The sequence below is a fragment of the Photorhabdus machadonis genome (assembly GCF_052657765.1).
Window position 1 is genome coordinate 219,646 of the sequence record NZ_CP199761.1, and the last position, 19,927, is coordinate 239,572.

The 19,927-nt window shown below is 44.5% G+C and carries 22 protein-coding genes and 3 pseudogenes; 13 read left to right on the forward strand and 12 right to left on the reverse strand.

The features are described from left to right. Positions 1-69: 69 nt before the first annotated feature. Entirely contained in the window at positions 70-1,479 is a 1,410-nt protein-coding gene (gene glnA, locus ACUN2T_RS01090) for a glutamate--ammonia ligase (protein WP_445495852.1), read from the reverse strand. 426 nt (positions 1,480-1,905) lie between these two features. Between glnA and typA the strand changes: the two genes are divergently transcribed. Next, a complete protein-coding gene (gene typA / locus ACUN2T_RS01095) occupies positions 1,906-3,744 on the forward strand; it encodes a ribosome-dependent GTPase TypA (protein WP_445495853.1) in 1,839 nt (612 codons plus the stop codon). An 84-nt stretch (positions 3,745-3,828) separates the two neighbouring features. Here typA and ACUN2T_RS01100 read toward each other — a convergent pair whose 3' ends face one another. The 4 genes and pseudogenes from ACUN2T_RS01100 to ACUN2T_RS01115 form a co-directional block, all read right to left on the reverse strand. Next, entirely contained in the window at positions 3,829-4,398 is a 570-nt protein-coding gene (locus ACUN2T_RS01100; protein ID WP_445495854.1) for a disulfide bond formation protein B, read from the reverse strand. Positions 4,399-4,412: 14 nt separating this feature from the next. Beyond that, positions 4,413-4,571, reverse strand: coding sequence for a DUF5993 family protein (locus tag ACUN2T_RS01105; protein ID WP_445495855.1), 159 nt, complete (start codon positions 4,569-4,571; stop codon positions 4,413-4,415). Positions 4,572-5,081: 510 nt separating this feature from the next. Next, positions 5,082-5,222, reverse strand: a pseudogene (locus tag ACUN2T_RS01110) (VapC toxin family PIN domain ribonuclease); the annotation flags it as partial. 124 nt (positions 5,223-5,346) lie between these two features. After that, positions 5,347-6,801, reverse strand: a complete 1,455-nt coding sequence (locus ACUN2T_RS01115; protein ID WP_445495857.1) for a carbon starvation CstA family protein — start codon at positions 6,799-6,801, stop codon at positions 5,347-5,349. 155 nt (positions 6,802-6,956) lie between these two features. Between ACUN2T_RS01115 and yihX the strand changes: the two genes are divergently transcribed. The 4 genes from yihX (at position 6,957) to ACUN2T_RS01135 (ending at position 9,333) form a co-directional block, all read left to right on the forward strand. Then, positions 6,957-7,562 (forward strand): glucose-1-phosphatase, encoded by a 606-nt coding sequence (gene yihX, locus ACUN2T_RS01120; RefSeq protein WP_445495858.1) that lies wholly within the window; start codon positions 6,957-6,959, stop codon positions 7,560-7,562. 8 nt (positions 7,563-7,570) lie between these two features. After that, complete coding sequence (dtd, locus tag ACUN2T_RS01125; protein WP_445495859.1) at positions 7,571-8,008, forward strand: D-aminoacyl-tRNA deacylase; 438 nt, start codon at positions 7,571-7,573, stop codon at positions 8,006-8,008. Positions 8,009-8,080: 72 nt separating this feature from the next. Further along, on the forward strand, positions 8,081-8,998 hold the full coding sequence (fabY, locus tag ACUN2T_RS01130; RefSeq protein WP_445495860.1) for a fatty acid biosynthesis protein FabY: 918 nt from the start codon (positions 8,081-8,083) through the stop codon (positions 8,996-8,998). Between the two features lie 143 nt (positions 8,999-9,141). Then, positions 9,142-9,333 carry a hypothetical protein gene (locus ACUN2T_RS01135; RefSeq protein ID WP_445495861.1) on the forward strand — a complete coding sequence of 64 codons (192 nt, stop codon included), beginning with the start codon at positions 9,142-9,144 and terminating at the stop codon, positions 9,331-9,333. Between the two features lie 139 nt (positions 9,334-9,472). On the opposite strand, the gene ACUN2T_RS01140 is transcribed toward ACUN2T_RS01135, so the two are convergent. Next, positions 9,473-11,185, reverse strand: a complete 1,713-nt coding sequence (locus tag ACUN2T_RS01140; RefSeq protein WP_445495862.1) for an AsmA family protein — start codon at positions 11,183-11,185, stop codon at positions 9,473-9,475. Between the two features lie 574 nt (positions 11,186-11,759). Here ACUN2T_RS01140 and ACUN2T_RS01145 point away from each other — a divergent pair. Next, complete coding sequence (locus ACUN2T_RS01145) at positions 11,760-13,301, forward strand: 4-hydroxyphenylacetate 3-hydroxylase family protein (RefSeq protein WP_445497775.1); 1,542 nt, start codon at positions 11,760-11,762, stop codon at positions 13,299-13,301. Between the two features lie 89 nt (positions 13,302-13,390). Here ACUN2T_RS01145 and ACUN2T_RS01150 read toward each other — a convergent pair. Further along, positions 13,391-13,519 (reverse strand): annotated as a pseudogene (locus ACUN2T_RS01150) (solute carrier family 23 protein); the annotation flags it as partial. Positions 13,520-13,765: 246 nt separating this feature from the next. Here ACUN2T_RS01150 and gltS point away from each other — a divergent pair. From gltS to ACUN2T_RS01170, 4 genes are all read left to right on the forward strand, one after another. Next, positions 13,766-14,974, forward strand: coding sequence for a sodium/glutamate symporter (gltS, locus tag ACUN2T_RS01155; RefSeq protein WP_445495863.1), 1,209 nt, complete (start codon positions 13,766-13,768; stop codon positions 14,972-14,974). Positions 14,975-15,151: 177 nt separating this feature from the next. After that, complete coding sequence (locus ACUN2T_RS01160) at positions 15,152-15,430, forward strand: type II toxin-antitoxin system RelE/ParE family toxin (RefSeq protein ID WP_046974745.1); 279 nt, start codon at positions 15,152-15,154, stop codon at positions 15,428-15,430. Beyond that, a complete protein-coding gene (locus ACUN2T_RS01165) occupies positions 15,430-15,729 on the forward strand; it encodes a HigA family addiction module antitoxin (protein ID WP_046974746.1) in 300 nt (99 codons plus the stop codon). Before ACUN2T_RS01160 ends, ACUN2T_RS01165 begins: the two co-directional genes overlap by 1 nt. A gap of 38 nt (positions 15,730-15,767) precedes the next feature. Continuing rightward, positions 15,768-16,025, forward strand: coding sequence for a hypothetical protein (locus tag ACUN2T_RS01170; RefSeq protein WP_445498001.1), 258 nt, complete (start codon positions 15,768-15,770; stop codon positions 16,023-16,025). 27 nt (positions 16,026-16,052) lie between these two features. On the opposite strand, the gene ACUN2T_RS01175 is transcribed toward ACUN2T_RS01170, so the two are convergent. Both ACUN2T_RS01175 and ACUN2T_RS01180 read right to left on the reverse strand, forming a co-directional pair. Next, positions 16,053-16,370 (reverse strand): HigA family addiction module antitoxin, encoded by a 318-nt coding sequence (locus tag ACUN2T_RS01175; RefSeq protein ID WP_445495864.1) that lies wholly within the window; start codon positions 16,368-16,370, stop codon positions 16,053-16,055. Between the two features lie 4 nt (positions 16,371-16,374). Next, the gene (locus ACUN2T_RS01180) at positions 16,375-16,671 is read right to left on the reverse strand and encodes a type II toxin-antitoxin system RelE/ParE family toxin (protein ID WP_445495865.1); all 297 of its coding nucleotides are present in this window, start codon (positions 16,669-16,671) and stop codon (positions 16,375-16,377) included. 201 nt (positions 16,672-16,872) lie between these two features. Between ACUN2T_RS01180 and ACUN2T_RS01185 the strand changes: the two genes are divergently transcribed. The 3 genes from ACUN2T_RS01185 (at position 16,873) to ACUN2T_RS01195 (ending at position 18,906) form a co-directional block, all read left to right on the forward strand. Further along, a complete protein-coding gene (locus tag ACUN2T_RS01185; RefSeq protein WP_445495866.1) occupies positions 16,873-18,042 on the forward strand; it encodes an RNA-guided endonuclease InsQ/TnpB family protein in 1,170 nt (389 codons plus the stop codon). Between the two features lie 338 nt (positions 18,043-18,380). Next, positions 18,381-18,635, forward strand: a complete 255-nt coding sequence (locus tag ACUN2T_RS01190) for a type II toxin-antitoxin system RelB/DinJ family antitoxin (RefSeq protein WP_118985207.1) — start codon at positions 18,381-18,383, stop codon at positions 18,633-18,635. Further along, the gene (locus ACUN2T_RS01195) at positions 18,625-18,906 is read left to right on the forward strand and encodes a type II toxin-antitoxin system RelE family toxin (RefSeq protein ID WP_445495868.1); all 282 of its coding nucleotides are present in this window, start codon (positions 18,625-18,627) and stop codon (positions 18,904-18,906) included. The genes ACUN2T_RS01190 and ACUN2T_RS01195 overlap by 11 nt, the downstream gene beginning before the upstream one ends. Positions 18,907-18,924: 18 nt before the next feature. Here the strand turns inward: ACUN2T_RS01195 and ACUN2T_RS01200 are convergent. From ACUN2T_RS01200 to ACUN2T_RS01210, 3 genes and pseudogenes are all read right to left on the reverse strand, one after another. After that, positions 18,925-19,144, reverse strand: a pseudogene (locus ACUN2T_RS01200) (ISAs1 family transposase); the annotation flags it as partial. 158 nt (positions 19,145-19,302) lie between these two features. Continuing rightward, on the reverse strand, positions 19,303-19,596 hold the full coding sequence (locus ACUN2T_RS01205; protein ID WP_445497776.1) for a type II toxin-antitoxin system RelE/ParE family toxin: 294 nt from the start codon (positions 19,594-19,596) through the stop codon (positions 19,303-19,305). Between the two features lie 2 nt (positions 19,597-19,598). After that, the gene (locus ACUN2T_RS01210) at positions 19,599-19,859 is read right to left on the reverse strand and encodes a type II toxin-antitoxin system prevent-host-death family antitoxin (RefSeq protein ID WP_445495869.1); all 261 of its coding nucleotides are present in this window, start codon (positions 19,857-19,859) and stop codon (positions 19,599-19,601) included. Positions 19,860-19,927 lie beyond the last annotated feature (68 nt).

Sequence of the window (19,927 nt, forward strand, 5' to 3'; positions counted from 1 at the left end):
AGGCCCATCCGAAGATGGGCTAAAGGTTTCACGGCAACAAAAAATGATCAGCAGGAATGGCGCTGCTCATTACACACTGTAATACAGTTCAAACTCCAGTGGATGTGGTGTCAGGCGGACACGCTCCATTTCACTGTTTTTCAATTCAATATAAGCATCAATGGCGTCATCGGTGAATACGCCACCACGGGTCAGGAATTCGCGGTCAGTATCTAATGCTGCCAGTGCTTCATCCAGAGAAGAAGCGACAGTTGGGATCTCTTTGGCTTCTTCCGGTGGCAGGTCATACAGATTTTTATCCATCGCATCACCCGGATGGATTTTGTTGATGATACCGTCAAGGCCAGCCATCAACTGAGCGGCAAATGCCAAATAAGGGTTAGCTGCCGGGTCAGGGAAGCGGACTTCAATACGGCGGGCTTTGGTGCTGGCGACAACCGGAATACGGATGGATGCGGAACGGTTACGGGCAGAATAGGCCAGCATAACCGGTGCTTCATAGCCCGGAACCAGACGTTTATAAGAGTTGGTTGTCGGGTTGGTAAATGCGTTCAGTGCTCGGGCATGTTTGATAATGCCGCCAATGTAGAACAGCGCCAGTTCGGACAACCCCCCGTACTTGTCACCGGCAAACAGGTTGGTTCCGTTTTTAGACAGGGACATATGACAGTGCATACCGGAGCCATTATCACCAACCAGTGGTTTTGGCATAAAAGTGGCGGTTTTGCCAAAATTGTGCGCCACATTATGTACGACGTATTTGTAAATCTGGGTTTCGTCAGCCTTTTTGGTCATCGTGTTGAAACGAGTCGCTATTTCATTTTGACCGGCAGTGCCAACTTCATGATGGTGAGCTTCCACAACCAGTCCCATTGCTTCCATCGTTAGGCACATGGCTGAGCGTAAATCTTGAGAAGAATCAACCGGAGGTAGCGGGGCGTAACCGCCTTTTGCCGCAGGTCGGTGGCCTTTGTTACCGCCTTCGTATTGAGTTCCAGAGTTCCATGCTGCTTCAATATCATCAATATGGTAGTAGGAACCGGACATAGAACTGCCGAAGCGTATGTCGTCAAACAGGAAAAACTCAGGTTCAGGCCCACACAGGACGGTATCTGCAATGCCGCTTGAGCGCAAAAAATCTTCAGCGCGTTTGCAGATGGAGCGTGGATCACGTTCATAGCCTTGCATCGTGCCGGGTTCCAGAATGTCACAACGGAGGATCAGAGTGGCATCATCAAAGAATGGATCAAGCATCGCTGTACTTGAGTCTGGCATCAGCACCATGTCGGATTCGTTAATACCTTTCCAACCGTGAATTGAAGAACCGTCGAACATTTTGCCATCTTCAAAGAAGTCTGCATTAACCTGATGAGCAGGAATGGTCATATGTTGTTCTTTGCCTTTGGTATCAGTGAAACGCAAATCAATAAACTTCACCTGATGCTCTTCAATCATGGTTAAAACATGTTCAGCGGACATACTCGGTTTCTCCTGGTTTGTGTCGGTCTTGGTAAAATGGTTTTAGATTAAGACGTAAAGAAAACACCGTTACATTGTTTTACCTTAACAAGGCTATTTACGCGTTTGCAAACTTGTCGTTGTAAAAAAACAATCTTATTAGATGAAAAAACAATTGCGAAAAGCGTGCCAACTTTCTGACACCTTGCAATATACTGTGTTATGGATATCCCTATGATGGGATGCCTTAATATTCAGGAAAATTGCACTGTATTGGTGCGATTATGTTACTATCCTGCACCTTGTCGGTGCATTTTTATCAATAGTGCATCTTTTATAGGCGTGAAAGGGATCACAATTCCATTGGTATCAAGTTGTTAAGAACAGATTCTTGTGATCCTGTTTAGTCCCTCGACCAATGTGTGTACAATAGCGCGCTATTTCTAAATGCCTGAGGCAAAGTTTGTGATCGAAAAATTGCGTAATATCGCCATTATCGCGCATGTTGACCATGGTAAAACGACCTTGGTTGACAAGCTGCTGCAACAATCCGGTACTTTCGGTGACCGTGCGACAGCGACAGAACGTGTGATGGACTCCAATGATCTGGAGAAAGAGCGTGGAATTACTATCCTCGCAAAAAATACCGCCATTAAATGGAATGACTACCGGATTAATATCGTAGACACTCCGGGACATGCCGATTTCGGCGGTGAAGTAGAACGTGTTATGTCTATGGTTGACAGTGTACTGTTGCTGGTCGATGCCATGGATGGGCCTATGCCTCAGACCCGTTTTGTAACGCAGAAAGCGTTCGCTCATGGTTTAAAACCTATTGTCGTTATCAACAAAGTTGACCGTCCTGGCGCACGTCCTGATTGGGTTGTTGATCAGGTGTTTGATCTGTTTGTAAATCTGGGTGCGACTGACGAACAGCTGGATTTCCCAATTATCTATGCATCTGCACTGATGGGCATTGCCGGTACTGAGCATACTGATATGGCCGAAGATATGACTCCGTTGTATCAGGCGATTGTCGATCATGTAGAGCCACCGAAAGTTGACCTTAATGGTTCATTCCAGATGCAGATTTCTCAGCTGGACTACAACAACTATGTTGGTGTTATCGGTATTGGTCGTATCAAGCGCGGTACGGTTAAACCAAACCAGAACGTCACTATTATTGATAGTGAAGGTAAAACCCGGAACGGCAAAGTTGGTAAAGTTCTGGGCCACCTGGGTCTGGAGCGTATTGAGAGTGAGCAAGCGGAAGCGGGTGACATCGTTGCGATTACCGGTTTGGGTGAACTGAATATTTCCGATACCCTGTGTGACATCAGTGTTGTTGAAGCTCTGCCACCATTGGCTGTTGATGAGCCGACGGTAAGCATGTTCTTCTGTGTTAATACCTCTCCTTTCTGTGGCCGTGAAGGCAAATATGTCACTTCACGTCAGATCCTTGAGCGTCTGAAGAAAGAGCTGGTTCACAACGTCGCATTGCGTGTAGACGAAACCGAAGATCCAGATGCATTCTGTGTTTCTGGCCGTGGTGAACTGCACTTATCTGTTCTGATTGAGAACATGCGCCGTGAAGGTTTTGAACTGGCGGTATCCCGTCCGAAAGTTATCTTCCGTGAGATCGATGGCCGCAAACAAGAGCCATTCGAGCAGGTGACTCTGGATATTGAAGAGCAGCATCAGGGTAATGTGATGCAGGCGTTGGGTGAGCGTAAAGCTGATCTGCGTGATATGTTGCCAGACGGTAAAGGCCGTGTGCGCCTTGATTACATCATTCCAAGCCGTGGTTTGATTGGTTTCCGGACTGAGTTCCTGACTATGACCTCGGGTACTGGCCTGTTGTATGCAACATTTAGCCACTATGATGATATTCGTGCGGGTGAAATCGGTCGCCGTCAGAACGGTGTGATGATTTCTAATGGTCAGGGTAAAGCGGTTGCTTATGCGCTTTACAGCTTGCAGGATCGTGGTAAGTTGTTCCTCGGTCATGGTGCGGAAGTGTATGAAGGCCAGGTGATCGGCATTCACTCCCGTTCTAATGACTTGACAGTGAACTGCCTGACAGGTAAGAAACTGACAAACGTCCGTGCGTCTGGTACTGACGAAGCGACAACCTTGTCTCCACATATTAAGAAAACCTTGGAGCAGGCTCTGGAGTTTATTGATGATGATGAGCTGGTAGAAGTGACTCCTGTGTCAATTCGCCTGCGTAAACGCCATCTGACAGAAAACGACCGTCGTCGTGCACATCGCAGTAAAGAGGCGTAATCTTTCCTGCCATGCAAATGCTTAGGGCACCAATGGTGCCCTGAGTTTTTTTGGATTTATTTATTCAGTTAAATATATCTGAGATTATTTACCCAGCAATTGATAATACGTTGGGTTGTCATCACATTGCCCGCCGCCACACTCCAAAATGGTAGAGATCAAATTTGCTGTAATTAATACGACAAATATTCCAATAATAATCTGACCGAAAACAGACTGGCTTTCCTTTTCTTCGGTCGTTTTTTCCAGACTTTTCAATATCAGCATGACTGATATGGCGATAATAGCGATAACTGAGGAGATGAGAGCCCAAGTATAAAAATGTATACCAAAAAGTGCAGAACCATAACCGATATCGCCGGGTGTTATGTGTAAAAACACTTGTCGGATTGCAATAATTCCGGTCACGATACTGCCGATAAGCGCGATGCCATAGTGTGCGCTTTTTATACCAAAACGGAGATTAAACAGGAAACCAAATCCTATCATGATCATGCCTGTTCGCTGTAGCAAACATAATGGGCAAGGGAGTTCGGAAAGGACCAGTTGATAATAGAAGGCAACAGTAAGTGCGGCACTAATACCAAATAACCCAATGATGTTGAATATCATGCCGTAGTTGATCGTCTGTTTTGTTGCTAATACCTGATTCATCAAATTGTCTCCTGTTAAAAAGATAGATTCAGCGAATCAGTCGCATGATGAAGAAACCAGGCTATGGTTGTCACCAAGAGGAGACCCCATAGGGCATAGCTAGTTTTATTCTTTCCAACCACGGTGGTTATGACCGCAAATAATGCGAGTAAAAATGGTAAAAACATGTACATGGTTCACTCTCCTATAATTCTAAAAACATTCAAAACCTTGACCTGAGTAGTATCGCCTTCTTCAGGGAAGGAATTCATAATTCAAGCTTGATGTTGCTTGCTTCGATATAAGCGATCAATCATCCAAAGAGCTGTTGACCATAAAAAAACACTATTGGTGCCATTATTGAAGTCAACTATCTGTAACAACCTGTATTTGAAAATGCATAAACCTACATTTATCGCATTTTTCGACATGGATGCGGCTAAAGCGAAGTGCTGGTATTCGAATGGTGTATGGCTCAACCCCTATTCATACCGTGCTGCAAATAATAATTGTAGTCAATTTTTATTATATTTGCCATCACCCAGAATAATGTGTGTAATTTCATTTGGCGGAGCCATTTCTGCTTTAAGTTTAGCTGTTTTTATTTAACAGTTAAACAGGCAATGATTATGGGAGGTGAATTGCATCCCGCTTTAAGATTCGCCCATTTATTCTCATTACTGATGGGTTTGTCTTTAAACGGTTCAATCTATCCAATTTTCTACAATTAACCCATCTACGCAGTTGAATTCCTTTTCATTGGTAGTGACTACAATGAGTCCTGAACTTCTGGCGTGGCTTGCAATATGTAAGTCATTAATACCTATTGGAGTGCCTTTTTTCTCTTGAGAAGGCTGAAATACGAGGGGGAGGTTGGCTTTTAATATACCTTGTGGCGAATACTTGATAACGGGAATGAAAACCCCTCAACGTTTTACCGCGAGGGGCTGCTATTACTATTTAATATTTTTACTCATTTAATGCTTCGGTTTCTATATCATCAGAAGCTGATTTAGCGCGGACTTTCGCAAAGAAGACAAGCGTGACAATCACCATTGCCGCTAGGCCGATAATGACGGAGATATTCCAATCCAGGGCAAAACCTTCTGGCGCGAATGCCAGATAGGTGAAGCATACTGCGGTCATAAACATAGCCGGCAGGGTGGTGATCCAGTGGAATTTATCGCGGCGCAGCAGCCACGCTGATGCAGCCCACAACATAACCATTGCTGTCGTTTGGTTCGCCCAACCAAAGTAGCGCCAGATGATATTAAAATCGGTTTTGGTAATTAGATAACCGACAACAAACATGGGCACACTTAATAACAGGCGCTTGGTCATTTCTTGCTGAGAAATATTCAGGAATTCAGCAATGATCAGGCGGGCAGACCGGAATGCCGTATCGCCGGAAGTAATTGGCAGAATCACCACACCAAGGATAGCCAGAATACCGCCAACAGTGCCTAACAGCGAAGTAGAAACTTCATGAACCACCAGCGATGCAGTACCCTGATCAATCACCGCCTGTAGTGCGTCAGTGTCTTCATAGAAGCTCAGACCCAGCGTACACCAGATCAGCGCGATAATACCTTCACCAATCATTGCACCATAGAACACAAAGCGGCCATTTTTCTCATTCTGCATGCAACGCGCCATCAGCGGGGACTGAGTAGCGTGGAAACCAGAAATCGCGCCACAGGCAATCGTGACGAACAACAATGGCCAAACCGGCAGGTCTTTCGGGTTAAAGTTAGTGGTGAAATCTAATCCTTGTGAGTAGAAAGGTTTATCGCTCATAGCCAAACCAACCATGAGTGCGACAGACATAAACAGCAATAACGCGCCAAATAGCGGGTAGAGGCGACCGATGATTTTATCAATAGGGACCAGTGTCGCGAGAATATAGTAAGCAAAGATAACGCCAACCCAGATAGCAATGCTGTCCCAGCCGATAGCCTCTTTTAGTAAGTTGTTCAGTAAGCCTGCCGGACTCAGAACAAATACCACACCCACCAGCATCAGCAGAATGACAGCAAAGATATTCATGAAATGCTTCATGGCCTTGCCCAGTTCATTACCGACGATGACGGGTACTGATGCTCCCTGTGCGCGAACACTGAGCATACCGGAGAAATAATCGTGTACTGCGCCGGCAAAGATACAACCGAATACAATCCACAGCATGGCAAGTGGGCCATAGAGGGCACCAAGAATCGGGCCGAAAATAGGGCCGACACCGGCAATATTAAGTAACTGAATTAACCAAACTTTTGGTGTGGACATTGCAACATAGTCAACACCATCTGCCATAGAAAGCGCGGGGGTTTTTCTTTCTGGTCGAATGGTGAATATCTTTTCAACAATCTTGCCGTATATGAAATACCCTGCCAGAAGAAGCCCAATACAAAGAAGGAACCACAACATAAAATAACACCTTACTCTACTTTTTTGATCTGGAGACTACTTTATCGTTTCATAAGAAAAATACCGTGAAGTAATTCGCTTTTTACTTTCCCGTACTGTTTTCTAATTAGAAATACGATTAAAGTAAAAAGTCATTAATTAACCAGGAGGTGGTCATGCTATATATCTTCGATATGGGTAATGTGATTATTGATATTGATTTTAAAAGAGTTTTAGCTGTCTGGAGTAATTTGAGCGGCACACCTCTTGCGACGTTGACGAAAAGTTTCTCTATGGGAGAAACGTTTGAAAAACATGAGCGTGGTCAAATTACTGATCTGGAGTTCGCTGATACTTTATGTCAGGAAATGAATATTTCACTCAGTTTTGAGCAGTTTGCTGCCGGGTGGCATGCTATTTTTATTGATATTCGGCCGGAAGTCATTCAGATAATGAATAAATTACGTGAAGCAGGGCATCGGGTTGTGGTGTTATCCAATACAAACCGTCTGCACCTGGATTATTGGCCGCATAATTACCCGGAAATTGCGGCATCGGCTGATGACCTCTATCTGTCCCAAGATTTGTCAATGCGTAAACCTGAACCTGATATTTTCAAATATGTTCTTAAGAAAGAAGGTTTTTCACCGGTTCAGGCAGTATTTTTTGATGATGTGTTGGAAAATGTGGCGGCAGCCGGTACGTTAGGAATAGAGAGTGTTCATGTTATTGACCGGCAGACAGTCCCCGATTATTTCAAGACAATCGGTTTTAATATTTAAGGAAAAATATGATTGCGTTAATCCAGCGGGTAACACAGGCAAGTGTTGTTGTTGAGGACGAAACTGTTGGGGCGATTGGTCACGGTTTGCTGGTATTGCTGGGTGTTGAAAAAGACGATGATCAACAAAAAACAAAACGGTTATGTGAGAAAGTGATAGGGTATCGGATATTCAGTGATGAGCAGGACAAAATGAATCTGAATGTCCAACAGGTTGGTGGCAGTTTACTGGTTGTTTCCCAGTTTACCTTGGCTGCTGATACTCAAAAGGGAATGCGCCCTGGTTTTTCTGGCGGCGCAAGTCCGGATAAGGCTGATGAATTATATCGCTATTTTGTTGAACGATGCCGCCAAAGTGGTGTAAAAACAGAAATCGGGCGGTTTGCTGCCGATATGAAAGTCAGTCTGACAAACGATGGCCCCGTCACTTTCTGGTTGCAGGTATAGCCACGAAAAGCAGCCAGTAACGCGCAATTACCCCCGATTACATATCATGATCAAAAGAAAGGGGCAGTTTCTATGTATCATCTGCGAGTACCTGAAACAGAACAAGAACTGGAAGCATATTATCGATTTCGTTGGGAAATGTTGCGTAAGCCATTGCATCTGCCTGTAGGCTCTGAGAAAGATGGTTATGACACCATAGCTCATCACCAGATGGTTGTGGATGAGAAAGGTAACCCGGTGGCGGTAGGGCGTTTATATATCAACGCGGATAGTGAAGGCGCCATCCGTTTTCTAGCAGTACATCCCCATGTGCAGGGCAAAGGATTGGGAAAACTGATCGCAATGGCCTTGGAATCCGTTGCCCGTCAGGAAGGTGTGAAACGGGTGGTATGCAGCGCCCGTGAGTACGCGGTAGATTTTTTCAGTAAACTGGGTTTTGAAAATCGCGGGCCAATTACCAGCCCGCAAACAACACCAGTTCGCCATTTTCTGATGATCAAACCTGTTGCGACACTTGATGATATTCTTCACCGGCCGGATTGGTGTAATGAATTGCAAAAAGCCTGGTACAGACATATTCCCCTCAGTGAGAAAATGGGGGTGCGGATTTCTCAATATACCGGTCAGAGCTTTATTACCACGATGCCGGAAGCAGGGAATCAAAATCCTCACCAAACTCTCTTTGCAGGTAGTTTGTTCTCACTGGCAACACTGACTGGCTGGGGATTGATTTGGTTGTTGTTACAAGAACGCCAATTGGGGGGCGATATTATTCTGGCTGATGCTGATATCCGTTACAAAAAGCCTGTTATTGGCAGGCCAAAATCTGTTGCGGATCTTAAAAATATGAGTGGCGATTTGGCTCGCCTTGCTCAGGGCAGCAAAGCGAGAGTGAAGCTGGAAGTGACTGTTAGCGGTGATCATGGGCTAGGTGCCGTGTTTACCGGCACCTATATGGTGCTGCCAAATGCTTACACGGCGATAGCTTAGGTTTACAGTGGCATCAAATATGCCACTGGTGGTATTTAGCACTATAGGATACAGATTTTGTGTGTTTATTAATCTGACAATCTTGGTTTGTGTCCACAATAGTCCTACGATAAGGGAGCAAACAGTCATAAGAGGGGGATATTATGAATGCGGCCATATTAAAAGTTCGTGTTCCTGAAGAACTAAAAAATGCGGTAGCGAGAGCTGCTCAGGATAACAGTTTGGATATGTCTAGTTTTGTCCGTCTGGTATTAACCAGAACGACAAAGGAACGCTACATTCCTAATGCCACAACGCAGGCGGCGATCCATATCATGGAAAGCCGGATCTTCTGATCTTCTATTGATTTATAAGAGAACTGAGCAAGAGGTTTTCTTATATCGGGTTGGAAGTCATGCAAAACTATTTAAGCTGTGATCGTATCCCAAATAGCCCAATTTTTGGGCTATTTGGTGTTGTTGGGTGTTGACACGGCTATTGCTTAATAACTGAACAGGTTTCACAGTTTATTGTAGATATCTGTCCTTTATCGATGGTTTGAGTTTCTTTGCCTGATTGTTTATCGGTAGCATCAAGTATGCCACTGAGGGAATTTTTTACGTTGTCAGCAGAAAGATCTCCTTGTATCCGCAAAGTGAAATTGCCTTTGCCCTGTAATTTCAATGGAACCCAGCCCCATTGATGCAAAATAGCTAAATCTGCATCCATGCCCTGAAAATTTAAAGTGAATGACTTCTGTGTTTGTTGATCTACTGTGCCTTTAATTTTCAGTAACCCATCATCAACAGAGGCATCTAATTGGTCGAGGATGAGTTTATTTCCCTCTGTGTGTAATTTAAGATAAGGGCGGTTTAATTCAACTTTGTTGAATGTTGCGCTGGTGGCGTTCAGATTTGAAGATCCGCTCCAAATCCCCCATCTTCCTTCTTTCAGTAATTCCACATTATGGACATAACCATTAAGAGCGGTGAGTTGGAATGGAAAATCGGGATTGATATCAATCAACAGGCTGTTATTAATCGTCATCTCGTTAATGGAAAATCCAGATATCCATTTAGGCAATGATTCTTTCAGTAACTGATGCCAGTTTTGTGGCAAGGTATAAGTTAAACCAGCCACCGTTGCATTTGCGATTTTGAACTGCTTTGTTTGGTGGTTCCATTGCGCTTTGATGTGGAATAATCCCTTTTCCCAGCGGGCGGTAAGATTGGCAATATTAAGCTCATTTTGAGCAATAAGAAGGTGACCAATTGTGTCGGTGACATGAAGATCATTAAGCGTAGTGTCCATGACGTTGAAATCAATCATGCCTTCTTTCCCTTGCCAATTCCCGTTAACCAAACCGATATTTTTTACTGTGGCATCCAGATAGTTAGCAGACCATTCTTTACCTTCCAACTTGGCATTAGTGAGACTCAGATTGTTAATGTTCACTGCGGGTAATTTACTGACTTTCCGCAATAATTCTTCAAGTGTCATTGAAGTCTGCCAGCGAATATCACTGATAAGTAAATTATCCCACTGCCAGCTCCCATCGGGTAGACGTTGCCCGTTACCAGATACCGAACCGTGTGCCAATGTTGCACCAAATGAATTGATAATCAGTGTATTCTGTTGGCTATTCCCTTGCATAATGACCTTTTCAAGAGAAATATCATTTAAGTTCAGCTTATCGGCACTGAACTGAAATTTCCCACTCCCTGCCAATTCATCTGATTGAGGGGTCCAGGGAGTGATGCCACCTGTAATATTTTTCCCTTGGATCTGCCCGTTTGCATTTTCTGACTGAATAGACATTTGATTGAGTTGCAGGATATTGGCGCTAAAAGGTAAGGATTTTTGCTGGCCTTTTAGCGCTAATTGGCCTTGTTGCAATAACAGACGGTGGAAATGACGCGGAGAAGTGAGTTGCTGCCAACTGAAATCGAATGCCGCAACCTGAGCCTTTAAGGTGAAGGAGTGTTGTTTATTATCGCTAAGGGCGATATTGGTGAATGTCAGAGTGCCGGGTTGTGACCAGTGATGTTCGATATTGCCAATCTGAACCTGATAATCACTGTGATTACTGAGCCATTGACTCAATTGGTGAGTGCCCCAGTTTGTCTGAATAACGACGTAAAGAGTGACTACTGTCAGTATTAACAGCAATAACAGAGTAACCAGCAATTTTCCTAACCATCTCATCATCAGGCTCCAATTTAATCAGCTTATAACTTCCTTTTATGCCGTAATTTTTGTGTTCACTCAAGAGGTGGTGAATAAAAGTTATGAACGAGGAGAAATTATTATTTGTAACGCTTGCATAATTGAACGATAAAACCAAAATACCAATAAATAACTATATTAGTTGTAAATTCTAATAATTTCATGTGATGAGATAAGTAAAAAATAAAGAGTGATTAGTGCTGCTTTATTGTTTTAGAATAACTTTTAGATATTGATCTTTGCTTGTTTTTATTTGTGCCTTTCATGATAAGTTATTTTTTATTAAGGTGTTGTGGACCTTGCATGAATTTGTTAATAATTATATTGTGTAATTAATGCAATTATTAAATCTATATTTTATCTCATGGAATATAGCCAATAACATCAGAATGAATTAATGTGTTAATGGATGGTTATAAGTGGAATAATGATTTTTTTTCGTAATTACTTCTATTCCTTTCTCAGTTTGACTGATGATTGAAATAAGACTTCATCGTTTACTTTCACCCATCTTCCAGCAAATAAATAACGTAAGGAATCTATTATGTCAGAAAGCATGAAACAAAAATCGTCGAATGCAAGCAGTATCCGCATGACCAGCCCACTTACTGGAAAGGAATTTCTGGATGGGCTAAACGATGGTCGGGAAGTCTGGGCTTATGGTGAACGTATCCACGATGTTGCTCGCCATCCTGCTTTTCAAAATCCAGCCCGCGCTGTTGCGAAACTCTACGACGCTTTGCATGATCCCGTTCATCGTGACGTACTGACTACGGCTACAGATACGGGTAGTTGTGGTGTAACCCATCCCTTTTTCCGTGTACCGCACTCACAGCAGGATCTCATTGCGGATCGTGATGCTATCGCCGCGTGGGCTCGTATGAATTATGGTTGGTTGGGTAGAAGCCCTGACTATAAGGCGGCGTTTCTTACCTCACTAGGCGTAAACCCAGAATTTTATGGTGAGTTTGCTGATAATGCAAAAAGCTGGTATGCCCGCTCACAGGAAAAAGTGTTTTACTGGAATCACTCAATTATTAACCCGCCGATAGATCGCCATCTACCTCCTGATGAAATTGGTGATGTTTGTATTCATGTTGAAAAAGAGTGCGATGATGGATTAATTGTCAGCGGCGCTAAAGTCGTTGCCACGGGGTCGGCGATTAGTCACTACAACTTTATTGGTCATTATGGCTTACCGATAAAGAAACGGGAATTTGCGTTGGTTTGTACCTTACCGATGAATGCGCCAGGACTGAAATTAATTTGTCGTCCCTCTTACGCACTGGCGGCTGATAAAATAGGCAGCCCTTTTGATTACCCGCTCTCTTCCCGATTTGATGAGAACGATACGATTATTATTATGGATAAAGTAAAGGTTCCTTGGGAGAACGTATTTATCTATGGCGATGTAGATAGAGTCTCGTTATTTTTTGCTGAATCCGGTTATTTCCATCGGGCTATGCTGCATGGTGTGACCCGGTTGGCGGTTAAACTTGATTTTCTTTGTGGATTAATTATTAAGGGGGTTGAAGCCACGGGTACGAAGGATTTTCGTGGCGTACAAACACGGGTTGGTGAGGTCTTGGCATGGCGTAATATGTTTTGGGCGCTCAGTGATGCGATGATTAAATCTCCGGAGTCCTGGGGTAAGGATGCCCTATTACCTCGATACGAGTATGGAATGGCGTATCGTTGGTTTATGACGCTGGGTTACCCGCGGGTAAAAGAAATTATTGAACAGGATTTAGGGAGTGCCTTAATTTATGTTAACTCTCATGCCAGCGATTTTTCCAACCCAGAGCTGTCTCCCTATCTTGATAAATACGTGCGTGGTTCTAATGGTTACAGCGCAGTTGAGCGGGTCAAGCTCATGAAACTGATTTGGGACTCGATCGGTACCGAATTCGCTGGCAGGCATGAATTATACGAGCGCAATTACTCTGGCAACCATGAGACCGTCAGAATAGATGTGTTATTGGCCGCCCAATCGTCGGGTTTAGTGGATCAATGTAAGGGATTTGCTGAACAGTGTATGAGTGAATACGGTCTTGATGGTTGGATCGGTGACGATTTTATTTGGCCTTCCAGCCGCTAGGCTAAACCATAATCACGCACAACTTTGATTTTATGTGCGTGATTATTAAGTTGATTATCTGCTCTGGAATTTTTCAGTGTCAGACCATCCATAATCCGCTGTGTATCGTGAGCAGGTAGCTTCAGCGCCTGACAGATTAAAATTGCTGGCGTGATGACCGCGACAAACATTGCCAATAAATGCTGACAAGCAGCAAACAGAGTTTGTGGCAGTGGTGGGCATGATGTGAAATTCCGGGCCGACAAAAAACGCATTTTAATCATCTACTGTGCAAAAGCAATCGTTTGCGTAAAAATTCTGTTCGTTGCTATGATTCGCTCTGGTCACATTTTTATATGTTTTAACTTGTGTTTGTTGCAGATTTTTTTTCTAATCCAGCGTTGCCTGCTTTTGGCGTTTTCTAAAGGATGAGTATAACGTCGTAATAACTTACATAATTTTAACAATATAGCTGGGGTACATAGATGTATCATCTTGATGTTTATGGCACGCTCGTTGCGTCCGCATTAGTACTATTACTTGGGCGTAAACTTGTACAATCAGTTCCATTTCTTGAAAAATACACCATTCCTGAGCCGGTCGCCGGTGGCCTGTTAGTGGCTCTGATTCTTTTAGTTGTTAAACAAACAATAGGTTGGGAAATCAGCTTTGATTTGTCTCTTAAAGACCCTTTGATGTTAACTTTCTTCGCCACTATCGGTTTGAATGCCAATCTTGCCAGCCTGAGAGCAGGTGGTAAGGTCCTTTTAACGTTTGTCTTCATCGTTGTTGGCTTGTTGCTGGTTCAGAACACGGTGGGTATCGCCTTGGCTAAACTGTTAGGTTTGGACCCATTAATGGGCTTATTGGCGGGGTCTGTTACGTTATCTGGTGGTCATGGTACGGGGGCCGCTTGGGGTAAACTGTTTAGTGAGCGTTACGGTTTTGAAAATGCAACAGAAGTGGCAATGGCCTGTGCGACTTTCGGTTTGGTGCTGGGTGGCTTGATTGGTGGTCCGGTTGCCCGTTTTCTGGTGAGAAATACCGCAACTCCAGGCTTGAGGTCAGATGATACGGAAGTGCCAACCGCATTTGAGAAGCCTTATACCGGTCGGATGATCACTGCGTTGGTCATGTTGGAAACAATCGCATTGATCGCTATCTGTTTGATGGCAGGTAATTTTATTTCTGAGCTTATGCAAGGTACATGGTTTGAATTACCGACATTCGTCTGTGTGTTGTTTATCGGGGTTATCCTCAGTAACAGCTTGTCGGCGTTAGGTTTTTACCGGGTATTTGACCGGGCGGTTTCTGTCTTAGGTAACGTGAGTCTTTCGTTGTTTCTGGCAATGGCGTTGATGAGCCTGAAATTGTGGCAGATGGCATCTCTGGCATTGCCGATGCTGATCATTCTCACCATCCAAGCCATCGTCATGGCGTTGTATGCAATTTTTGTCACCTATCGTGTGATGGGGAAAAACTATGACGCTGCGGTTTTGGCGGCGGGTCACTGTGGTTTCGGCTTAGGGGCGACACCGACTGCTATTGCGAACATGCAGGCGATTACCGATCGCTTCGGCCCATCTCATGTGGCGTTTCTGGTGGTACCGATGGTCGGCGCGTTCTTTATCGATATCGTTAACGCGATTGTGATTAAACTCTATCTGCTGTTACCGATGTTCCCGGCGGTGTAGGGGTAAATTACAAGATACTGCGCCAGCTATTCAGTTGGTGCAGTATTGTGATTGTGTTTCAGCCTTTCCAATTCCTTATCTATGATGTACCTGAATTGGTTTACTCTGACATGGAGTTGTTCCGTAAGGAACACTTTGTTACATTGTTCCTTGTGGCGCAACGAGGAGCGGTAAGGAATGATAAAGAGTTTCAGACATAAGGGGCTGCGCCAGTTTTTTGAAAAAGGTGTTTCTGTTGGAATTAACCCTCAGCATGTAAACAAACTCCGTCAACGACTTGCTGTTATTAACGATGCAGAAGATGTAGGGGAAATCAATTTTCCTGGATACAACTTACATCCTTTGACGGGAGATAGGAGAGGGCAGTGGGCAATTACTGTTTCTGGGAACTGGCGTATTACATTCGAATTTATCGACGGTGATGCGTATATCGTTAACTATGAGGATTATCACTAATGAAAATGTTCAATCCCCCTCACCCAGGCGAAATTATTGCTGATTCTTTGGAAGAGCTAGGCTTGGGAATTCGTGATCTTGCGCGGGCATTAAATGTTGCTCCGTCTACGGCTCAACGTTTAGTTTCGTGTAAAGCGGCAGTCACGCCAGAAATGGCGGTAAAGTTATCTAAAGTACTTGGTAGTTCTCCACGGTTGTGGTTGAAACTGCAAGAATCTTATAGCCTTGATAAAGCAGAAAAGACGGTTGATATTTCTAAATTGACCCCGTTATTTAAACCGCATGTGTCTCATGTCTAATATTTAGACATATATATGCAGGGGTTATTACCTAATCGATGGTCGGCGCGTTCTTTATCGATATCGTTGACGCGATTGTGATTAAGCTCTATCTGCTGTTACCGATCTGCTGTTACCGATCTGCTGTTACCGATGTTCCCGGCGGTGTAGGGGTAAATTACAAGATACTGCGCCAGCTATTCAGTTGGTGCAGTAGTATTGTGATTGTGTCGCGTCTGTTTCCAGAAGAGGAATCGCTACCAAGCCGTGGGCAATTTTCGCTACATTGGCAGGTAGGATTGCTACACCAAGGTTAGCGGAAACAAAGCAAATCATATTCGCAACTAGGCGGCCACCAAGGGCCGCGCATGTTGCAGCTTGTCAGCCAAAACCTCATTATGCTGAGCCAGCCACATGTCATTGATGAACTGGAGGTTAAGCCAAAACTCCGGTGTGGTTCCCAAAACCTTTGCCAGTAAAAAGGCAGTTTCCGCAGTCACTCCACGGCGACCACCGCACAGCTCATTGACAGTCTTCCGGCCTACGCCCATAGCTTTTGCCAGTTCGCCTTGGGTGATACCCAAGGGTTCTAGAAATTCTTCTTTGAGCATAGCGCCTACACTGGTAGGTTGATGAGCGGGAATTTTTAGTGTTTCAATCATAGTTTCACCTCTTACCTGTATGTATGGGGTCCAGATAGAGCCCGTTAGCTTCGCCTGTATCCCATTGGAATATCAGGCGATATTGCTTGTTAACGCGGATCGAACACCAGTCCTTTCGATTGCCTTCCAGATGTTCAAACCTGTTACCCGGTGGCACCCTTAAATCTTTTTCGCCTTTAGCGACATGGATAATATCGAGTTTACGCTTTAAAGCACTTTCAATTGTGCTGGGTATGTTGGGTGACTTTTCACCGCGAAAGTAATAATCATCCAACCACTGATCCCTGAACGTCTTAATCATGGTTAATGGTATCCTGCATCGATACATGTTACAATTGATTTTTAGCAAAAACCGCCGTAAACCCTTGCCCAGTGCGGGCGGGGATATAAGGCGAAAAGCCCAAAGGGCTTTAGGTCTGGCTACTCCAACGTATCCTGACTGAATTGATATCTGCCTGTAAAACAGGCTAAAATGAATGCACTTTATCAATGAGCGCTGAATATGTTAAGAGCGACCAAAGTCCGCATCTACCCCACACCCGAACAGGCCGGGTATCTTAATGGCCAGTTCGGTGCGGTCCGTTTTGCGTACAACAAGGCGCTGCACATCAAAAAGCATGCTTACAAACGTCACGGTGTGAGTTTAAATCCACGCAAAGACCTCAAGCCGCTCCTGGCGGTCGCGAAGAAATCCCGCAAGTACGCGTGGCTCAAGGCATATGACGCTATCGCGTTACAGCAGGCGGTGCTCAATCTGCATACTGCGTTTGATAATTTCTTCAATCCGAAGTTGCGCGCCCAATTTCCCACGTTCAAACGCAAACAGGGCAAGCAATCCAGCTATCACTGTGTTGGGATGAAAGTGCTGGAGGGTGCGGTGAAGATCCCGAAATTGTCGCCGATAAAGGCGCGCATACACCGAGAAATTGAAGGGGAAGTGAAGAGCATTACGCTATCCCGAACCCCTACGGGAAAATATTACGCCGCTATCCTGTGTGACGATGGCAAAGATGCGCCGGAAAAACCGGGCGTTATCACCCGCGTGACCGGTTGCGATATGGGTTTGTCCCACTATCTTATCGAGTCGACCGGGGAGAAGGTCGATAACCCCCGTCACCTTATCAACGCCACCCGTAACCTGCGTCGTAAACAGAAATCGCTGTCCCGCAAACAAAAGGGCAGCGCTAACCGCGGCAAGGCCCGATTACGTCTGGCGGCAGTCCATGAGCGGGTAGCCCATGCCCGCGCCGATTTTCAACACAAACTCTCTCGAACAATGGTTGACGAAAACCAAGCGATCATTGTTGAGACGCTAAAATCGGCCAACATGATGAAGAATCACCGCATTGCCCGCGCTATCGGGGATGCGGGCTGGCATGGTTTCATCAAGAAACTGGAATACAAAGCCGTAGCGGCGGGCGTCCATCTGGTCAAACTGGATCAGTGGTTCGCCAGCTCGAAAACCTGTCATTGCTGCGGTCACAAAATGCCGGATATGCCGCTGCATAAGCGGATCTGGCAATGCCCTTTCTGTCGAGTCGAACATGACCGCGATATCAATGCGGCGATCAACATCCAGGGCAAGGGCATAACAGTATTACAGGCGGCGGGACTCGTCGTTTCTGCCCACGGAGGCCTGCGTAAATCCGTTGCACCAACGGTTGCGGCCTGAGAAGTGGGAAGCCTCGCCGTTTTTTACGGCGGGGAGCAGTCACCGATCACTGCGCTTGGCCTGTTTGGGATTCGTCCCGATATGTTTTCAATCATGCATTACCATAATGTGTGCGTTCAGGTAACCAATGTTCAATTTATGTTCTTTCCCAACGCTTATTTTCGCTCTCAAAATGGTCTCTGGTATGAGCCTATGGCGGGATTCCACTTTGTTTACCCTGCCATGTGGTAATTCATCTACCAGCGATTCTATACTCCACTTATAGCAAAAAATTTTTATTGCATTACAAATGTCATGCAATAGAATGCAATACAAATGTCATTACAGGAGATAACGTTATGAGTACTATTCAGATCAGAGTTGATGAAGAACTTAAAAAAAGTGCGTATCAGACATTTGAGAAACTGAACTTATCGCCATCCGATGCGCTGCGTCTCTTTCTGCGCTATGTTGTAGAGAATGAAAAGCTGCCGTTCGCTGAAGTTTCCGTTATGGTGGCAGATCATGATGAAGATGCAGACATCTTAGCAGTGGTACGTGACCGTCTTAAAAATCCCGCTAGACGTATCAGGGTAAACCTTGATGATATTTAATATCGACTTCGACGAACGAGCCCTGAAAGAGTGGTACAAACTGGATCAAAGCATACGCGACCAGTTTAAAAAGAAGTTACGGAAGTTACAGAACAATCCCTATATTGAGTCAGCTAGATTACATGGTGATCTGGCTGGTTGCTTTAAAATTAAGCTCCGCTCTTCAGGCTTTCGTCTAGTTTACCAAGTGATAGAAGAAGAGATCGTAATATGGGTGATCGCTGTTGGTAAACGGGAAGATGCGAAAACTTATGAGATAGCTTGTAAATGAATTATATAATAAATATACCACAATGAAATTGTTCCAACGCTGGGTGATAAGATTGAGGGTTTCTGTCTGACAATGCAGAGCATCCAGCGTGATGGTATTCAAATAAAGTAAAACAATTCAATGAGTTGCCTAGTTTCTGGCTCTTCTTTACCTTTGCTTTTGTCGCCTGTTGGTATAACGCGATCCCCGAACTGGCATCATAGGTACTGATGACATGAAGTGCTTGAGTCAGCGTACCTGCGGCGAAAATACATGAGTTCAACGAAAAGGTGATGCGCTTCTACTTGAGCAAAGATGCTTCTGAGATGATGGCGTTCCTTCAAGCATCTGATAAAAAAGTTTAGCAGCTTATTTTATTGCGAATTAAATAAAGTGCCCCATGTTTTATGCTCTTCATTATAGAAGGTTATGTGGATCTTGCGTCTGATGCAACACCGCCAATACTTCAATACCCGTCGGAACTTCCCAGTAGTAAATGATGTGGCTCTCTACGGGGAAACTCAGCACACTAAAATAAAGATCCTCACTGCGATCACGACCGGGGGATGGGTGACGATCAAGAATTTTCGTCATAGTCACACGTAACGAAGTTGAATAAGCTTCCGCAACATTCGCCCCCCATCGGCGTATGGAATAGAGTTTTATTGCACGAATATGCTCTCTGGCTTTCTTCGTAAACTGGACACTTATCCCTAAGCCTTACCCTCAAGTTCATCAACCGTCAACGGTGCAAATACATTATCAATACTATGCAATTCGCCACGATCAGCTTGTGTAATAGATTCAGCCAGAACGGCTTTTAAATTCTGTAACTTGAGTTGTACGAACTGATCATACTCTTCAGGAGAGATAACCACGGCCACATGCTTACTAATTTCCACAGGCTCACGCTGAACTTTCATAATCAGATCACCAAACTGGTTCTTAGCCAGTTGTGCGGGAATAATTTCCATACATTACCTACCGTCTAAAATGGTTCGAATAGCTATTATGGTTAAAAGTGCATGGAGCTACCAGTAAT

What these genes read in the sequence shown, in the direction of transcription:
- dtd (WP_445495859.1), top strand. Translation starts at nt 7,571, where the DNA reads ATGATTGCGTTAATCCAGCGGGTAACACAGGCAAGTGTTGTTGTTGAG.
- ACUN2T_RS01185 (WP_445495866.1), top strand. Translation starts at nt 16,873, where the DNA reads ATGTTAAGAGCGACCAAAGTCCGCATCTACCCCACACCCGAACAGGCC.
- ACUN2T_RS01100 (WP_445495854.1), bottom strand. Translation starts at nt 4,398, where the DNA reads ATGAATCAGGTATTAGCAACAAAACAGACGATCAACTACGGCATGATA.
- yihX (WP_445495858.1), top strand. Translation starts at nt 6,957, where the DNA reads ATGCTATATATCTTCGATATGGGTAATGTGATTATTGATATTGATTTT.
- ACUN2T_RS01115 (WP_445495857.1), bottom strand. Translation starts at nt 6,801, where the DNA reads ATGTTGTGGTTCCTTCTTTGTATTGGGCTTCTTCTGGCAGGGTATTTC.
- ACUN2T_RS01180 (WP_445495865.1), bottom strand. Translation starts at nt 16,671, where the DNA reads ATGATTAAGACGTTCAGGGATCAGTGGTTGGATGATTATTACTTTCGC.
- ACUN2T_RS01170 (WP_445498001.1), top strand. Translation starts at nt 15,768, where the DNA reads ATGGTCGGCGCGTTCTTTATCGATATCGTTGACGCGATTGTGATTAAG.
- ACUN2T_RS01145 (WP_445497775.1), top strand. Translation starts at nt 11,760, where the DNA reads ATGAAACAAAAATCGTCGAATGCAAGCAGTATCCGCATGACCAGCCCA.
- ACUN2T_RS01160 (WP_046974745.1), top strand. Translation starts at nt 15,152, where the DNA reads ATGATAAAGAGTTTCAGACATAAGGGGCTGCGCCAGTTTTTTGAAAAA.
- ACUN2T_RS01195 (WP_445495868.1), top strand. Translation starts at nt 18,625, where the DNA reads ATGATATTTAATATCGACTTCGACGAACGAGCCCTGAAAGAGTGGTAC.
- ACUN2T_RS01105 (WP_445495855.1), bottom strand. Translation starts at nt 4,571, where the DNA reads ATGTACATGTTTTTACCATTTTTACTCGCATTATTTGCGGTCATAACC.
- ACUN2T_RS01135 (WP_445495861.1), top strand. Translation starts at nt 9,142, where the DNA reads ATGAATGCGGCCATATTAAAAGTTCGTGTTCCTGAAGAACTAAAAAAT.
- typA (WP_445495853.1), top strand. Translation starts at nt 1,906, where the DNA reads ATGCCTGAGGCAAAGTTTGTGATCGAAAAATTGCGTAATATCGCCATT.
- gltS (WP_445495863.1), top strand. Translation starts at nt 13,766, where the DNA reads ATGTATCATCTTGATGTTTATGGCACGCTCGTTGCGTCCGCATTAGTA.
- ACUN2T_RS01175 (WP_445495864.1), bottom strand. Translation starts at nt 16,370, where the DNA reads ATGATTGAAACACTAAAAATTCCCGCTCATCAACCTACCAGTGTAGGC.
- ACUN2T_RS01165 (WP_046974746.1), top strand. Translation starts at nt 15,430, where the DNA reads ATGAAAATGTTCAATCCCCCTCACCCAGGCGAAATTATTGCTGATTCT.
- ACUN2T_RS01210 (WP_445495869.1), bottom strand. Translation starts at nt 19,859, where the DNA reads ATGGAAATTATTCCCGCACAACTGGCTAAGAACCAGTTTGGTGATCTG.
- glnA (WP_445495852.1), bottom strand. Translation starts at nt 1,479, where the DNA reads ATGTCCGCTGAACATGTTTTAACCATGATTGAAGAGCATCAGGTGAAG.
- ACUN2T_RS01140 (WP_445495862.1), bottom strand. Translation starts at nt 11,185, where the DNA reads ATGATGAGATGGTTAGGAAAATTGCTGGTTACTCTGTTATTGCTGTTA.
- ACUN2T_RS01190 (WP_118985207.1), top strand. Translation starts at nt 18,381, where the DNA reads ATGAGTACTATTCAGATCAGAGTTGATGAAGAACTTAAAAAAAGTGCG.
- fabY (WP_445495860.1), top strand. Translation starts at nt 8,081, where the DNA reads ATGTATCATCTGCGAGTACCTGAAACAGAACAAGAACTGGAAGCATAT.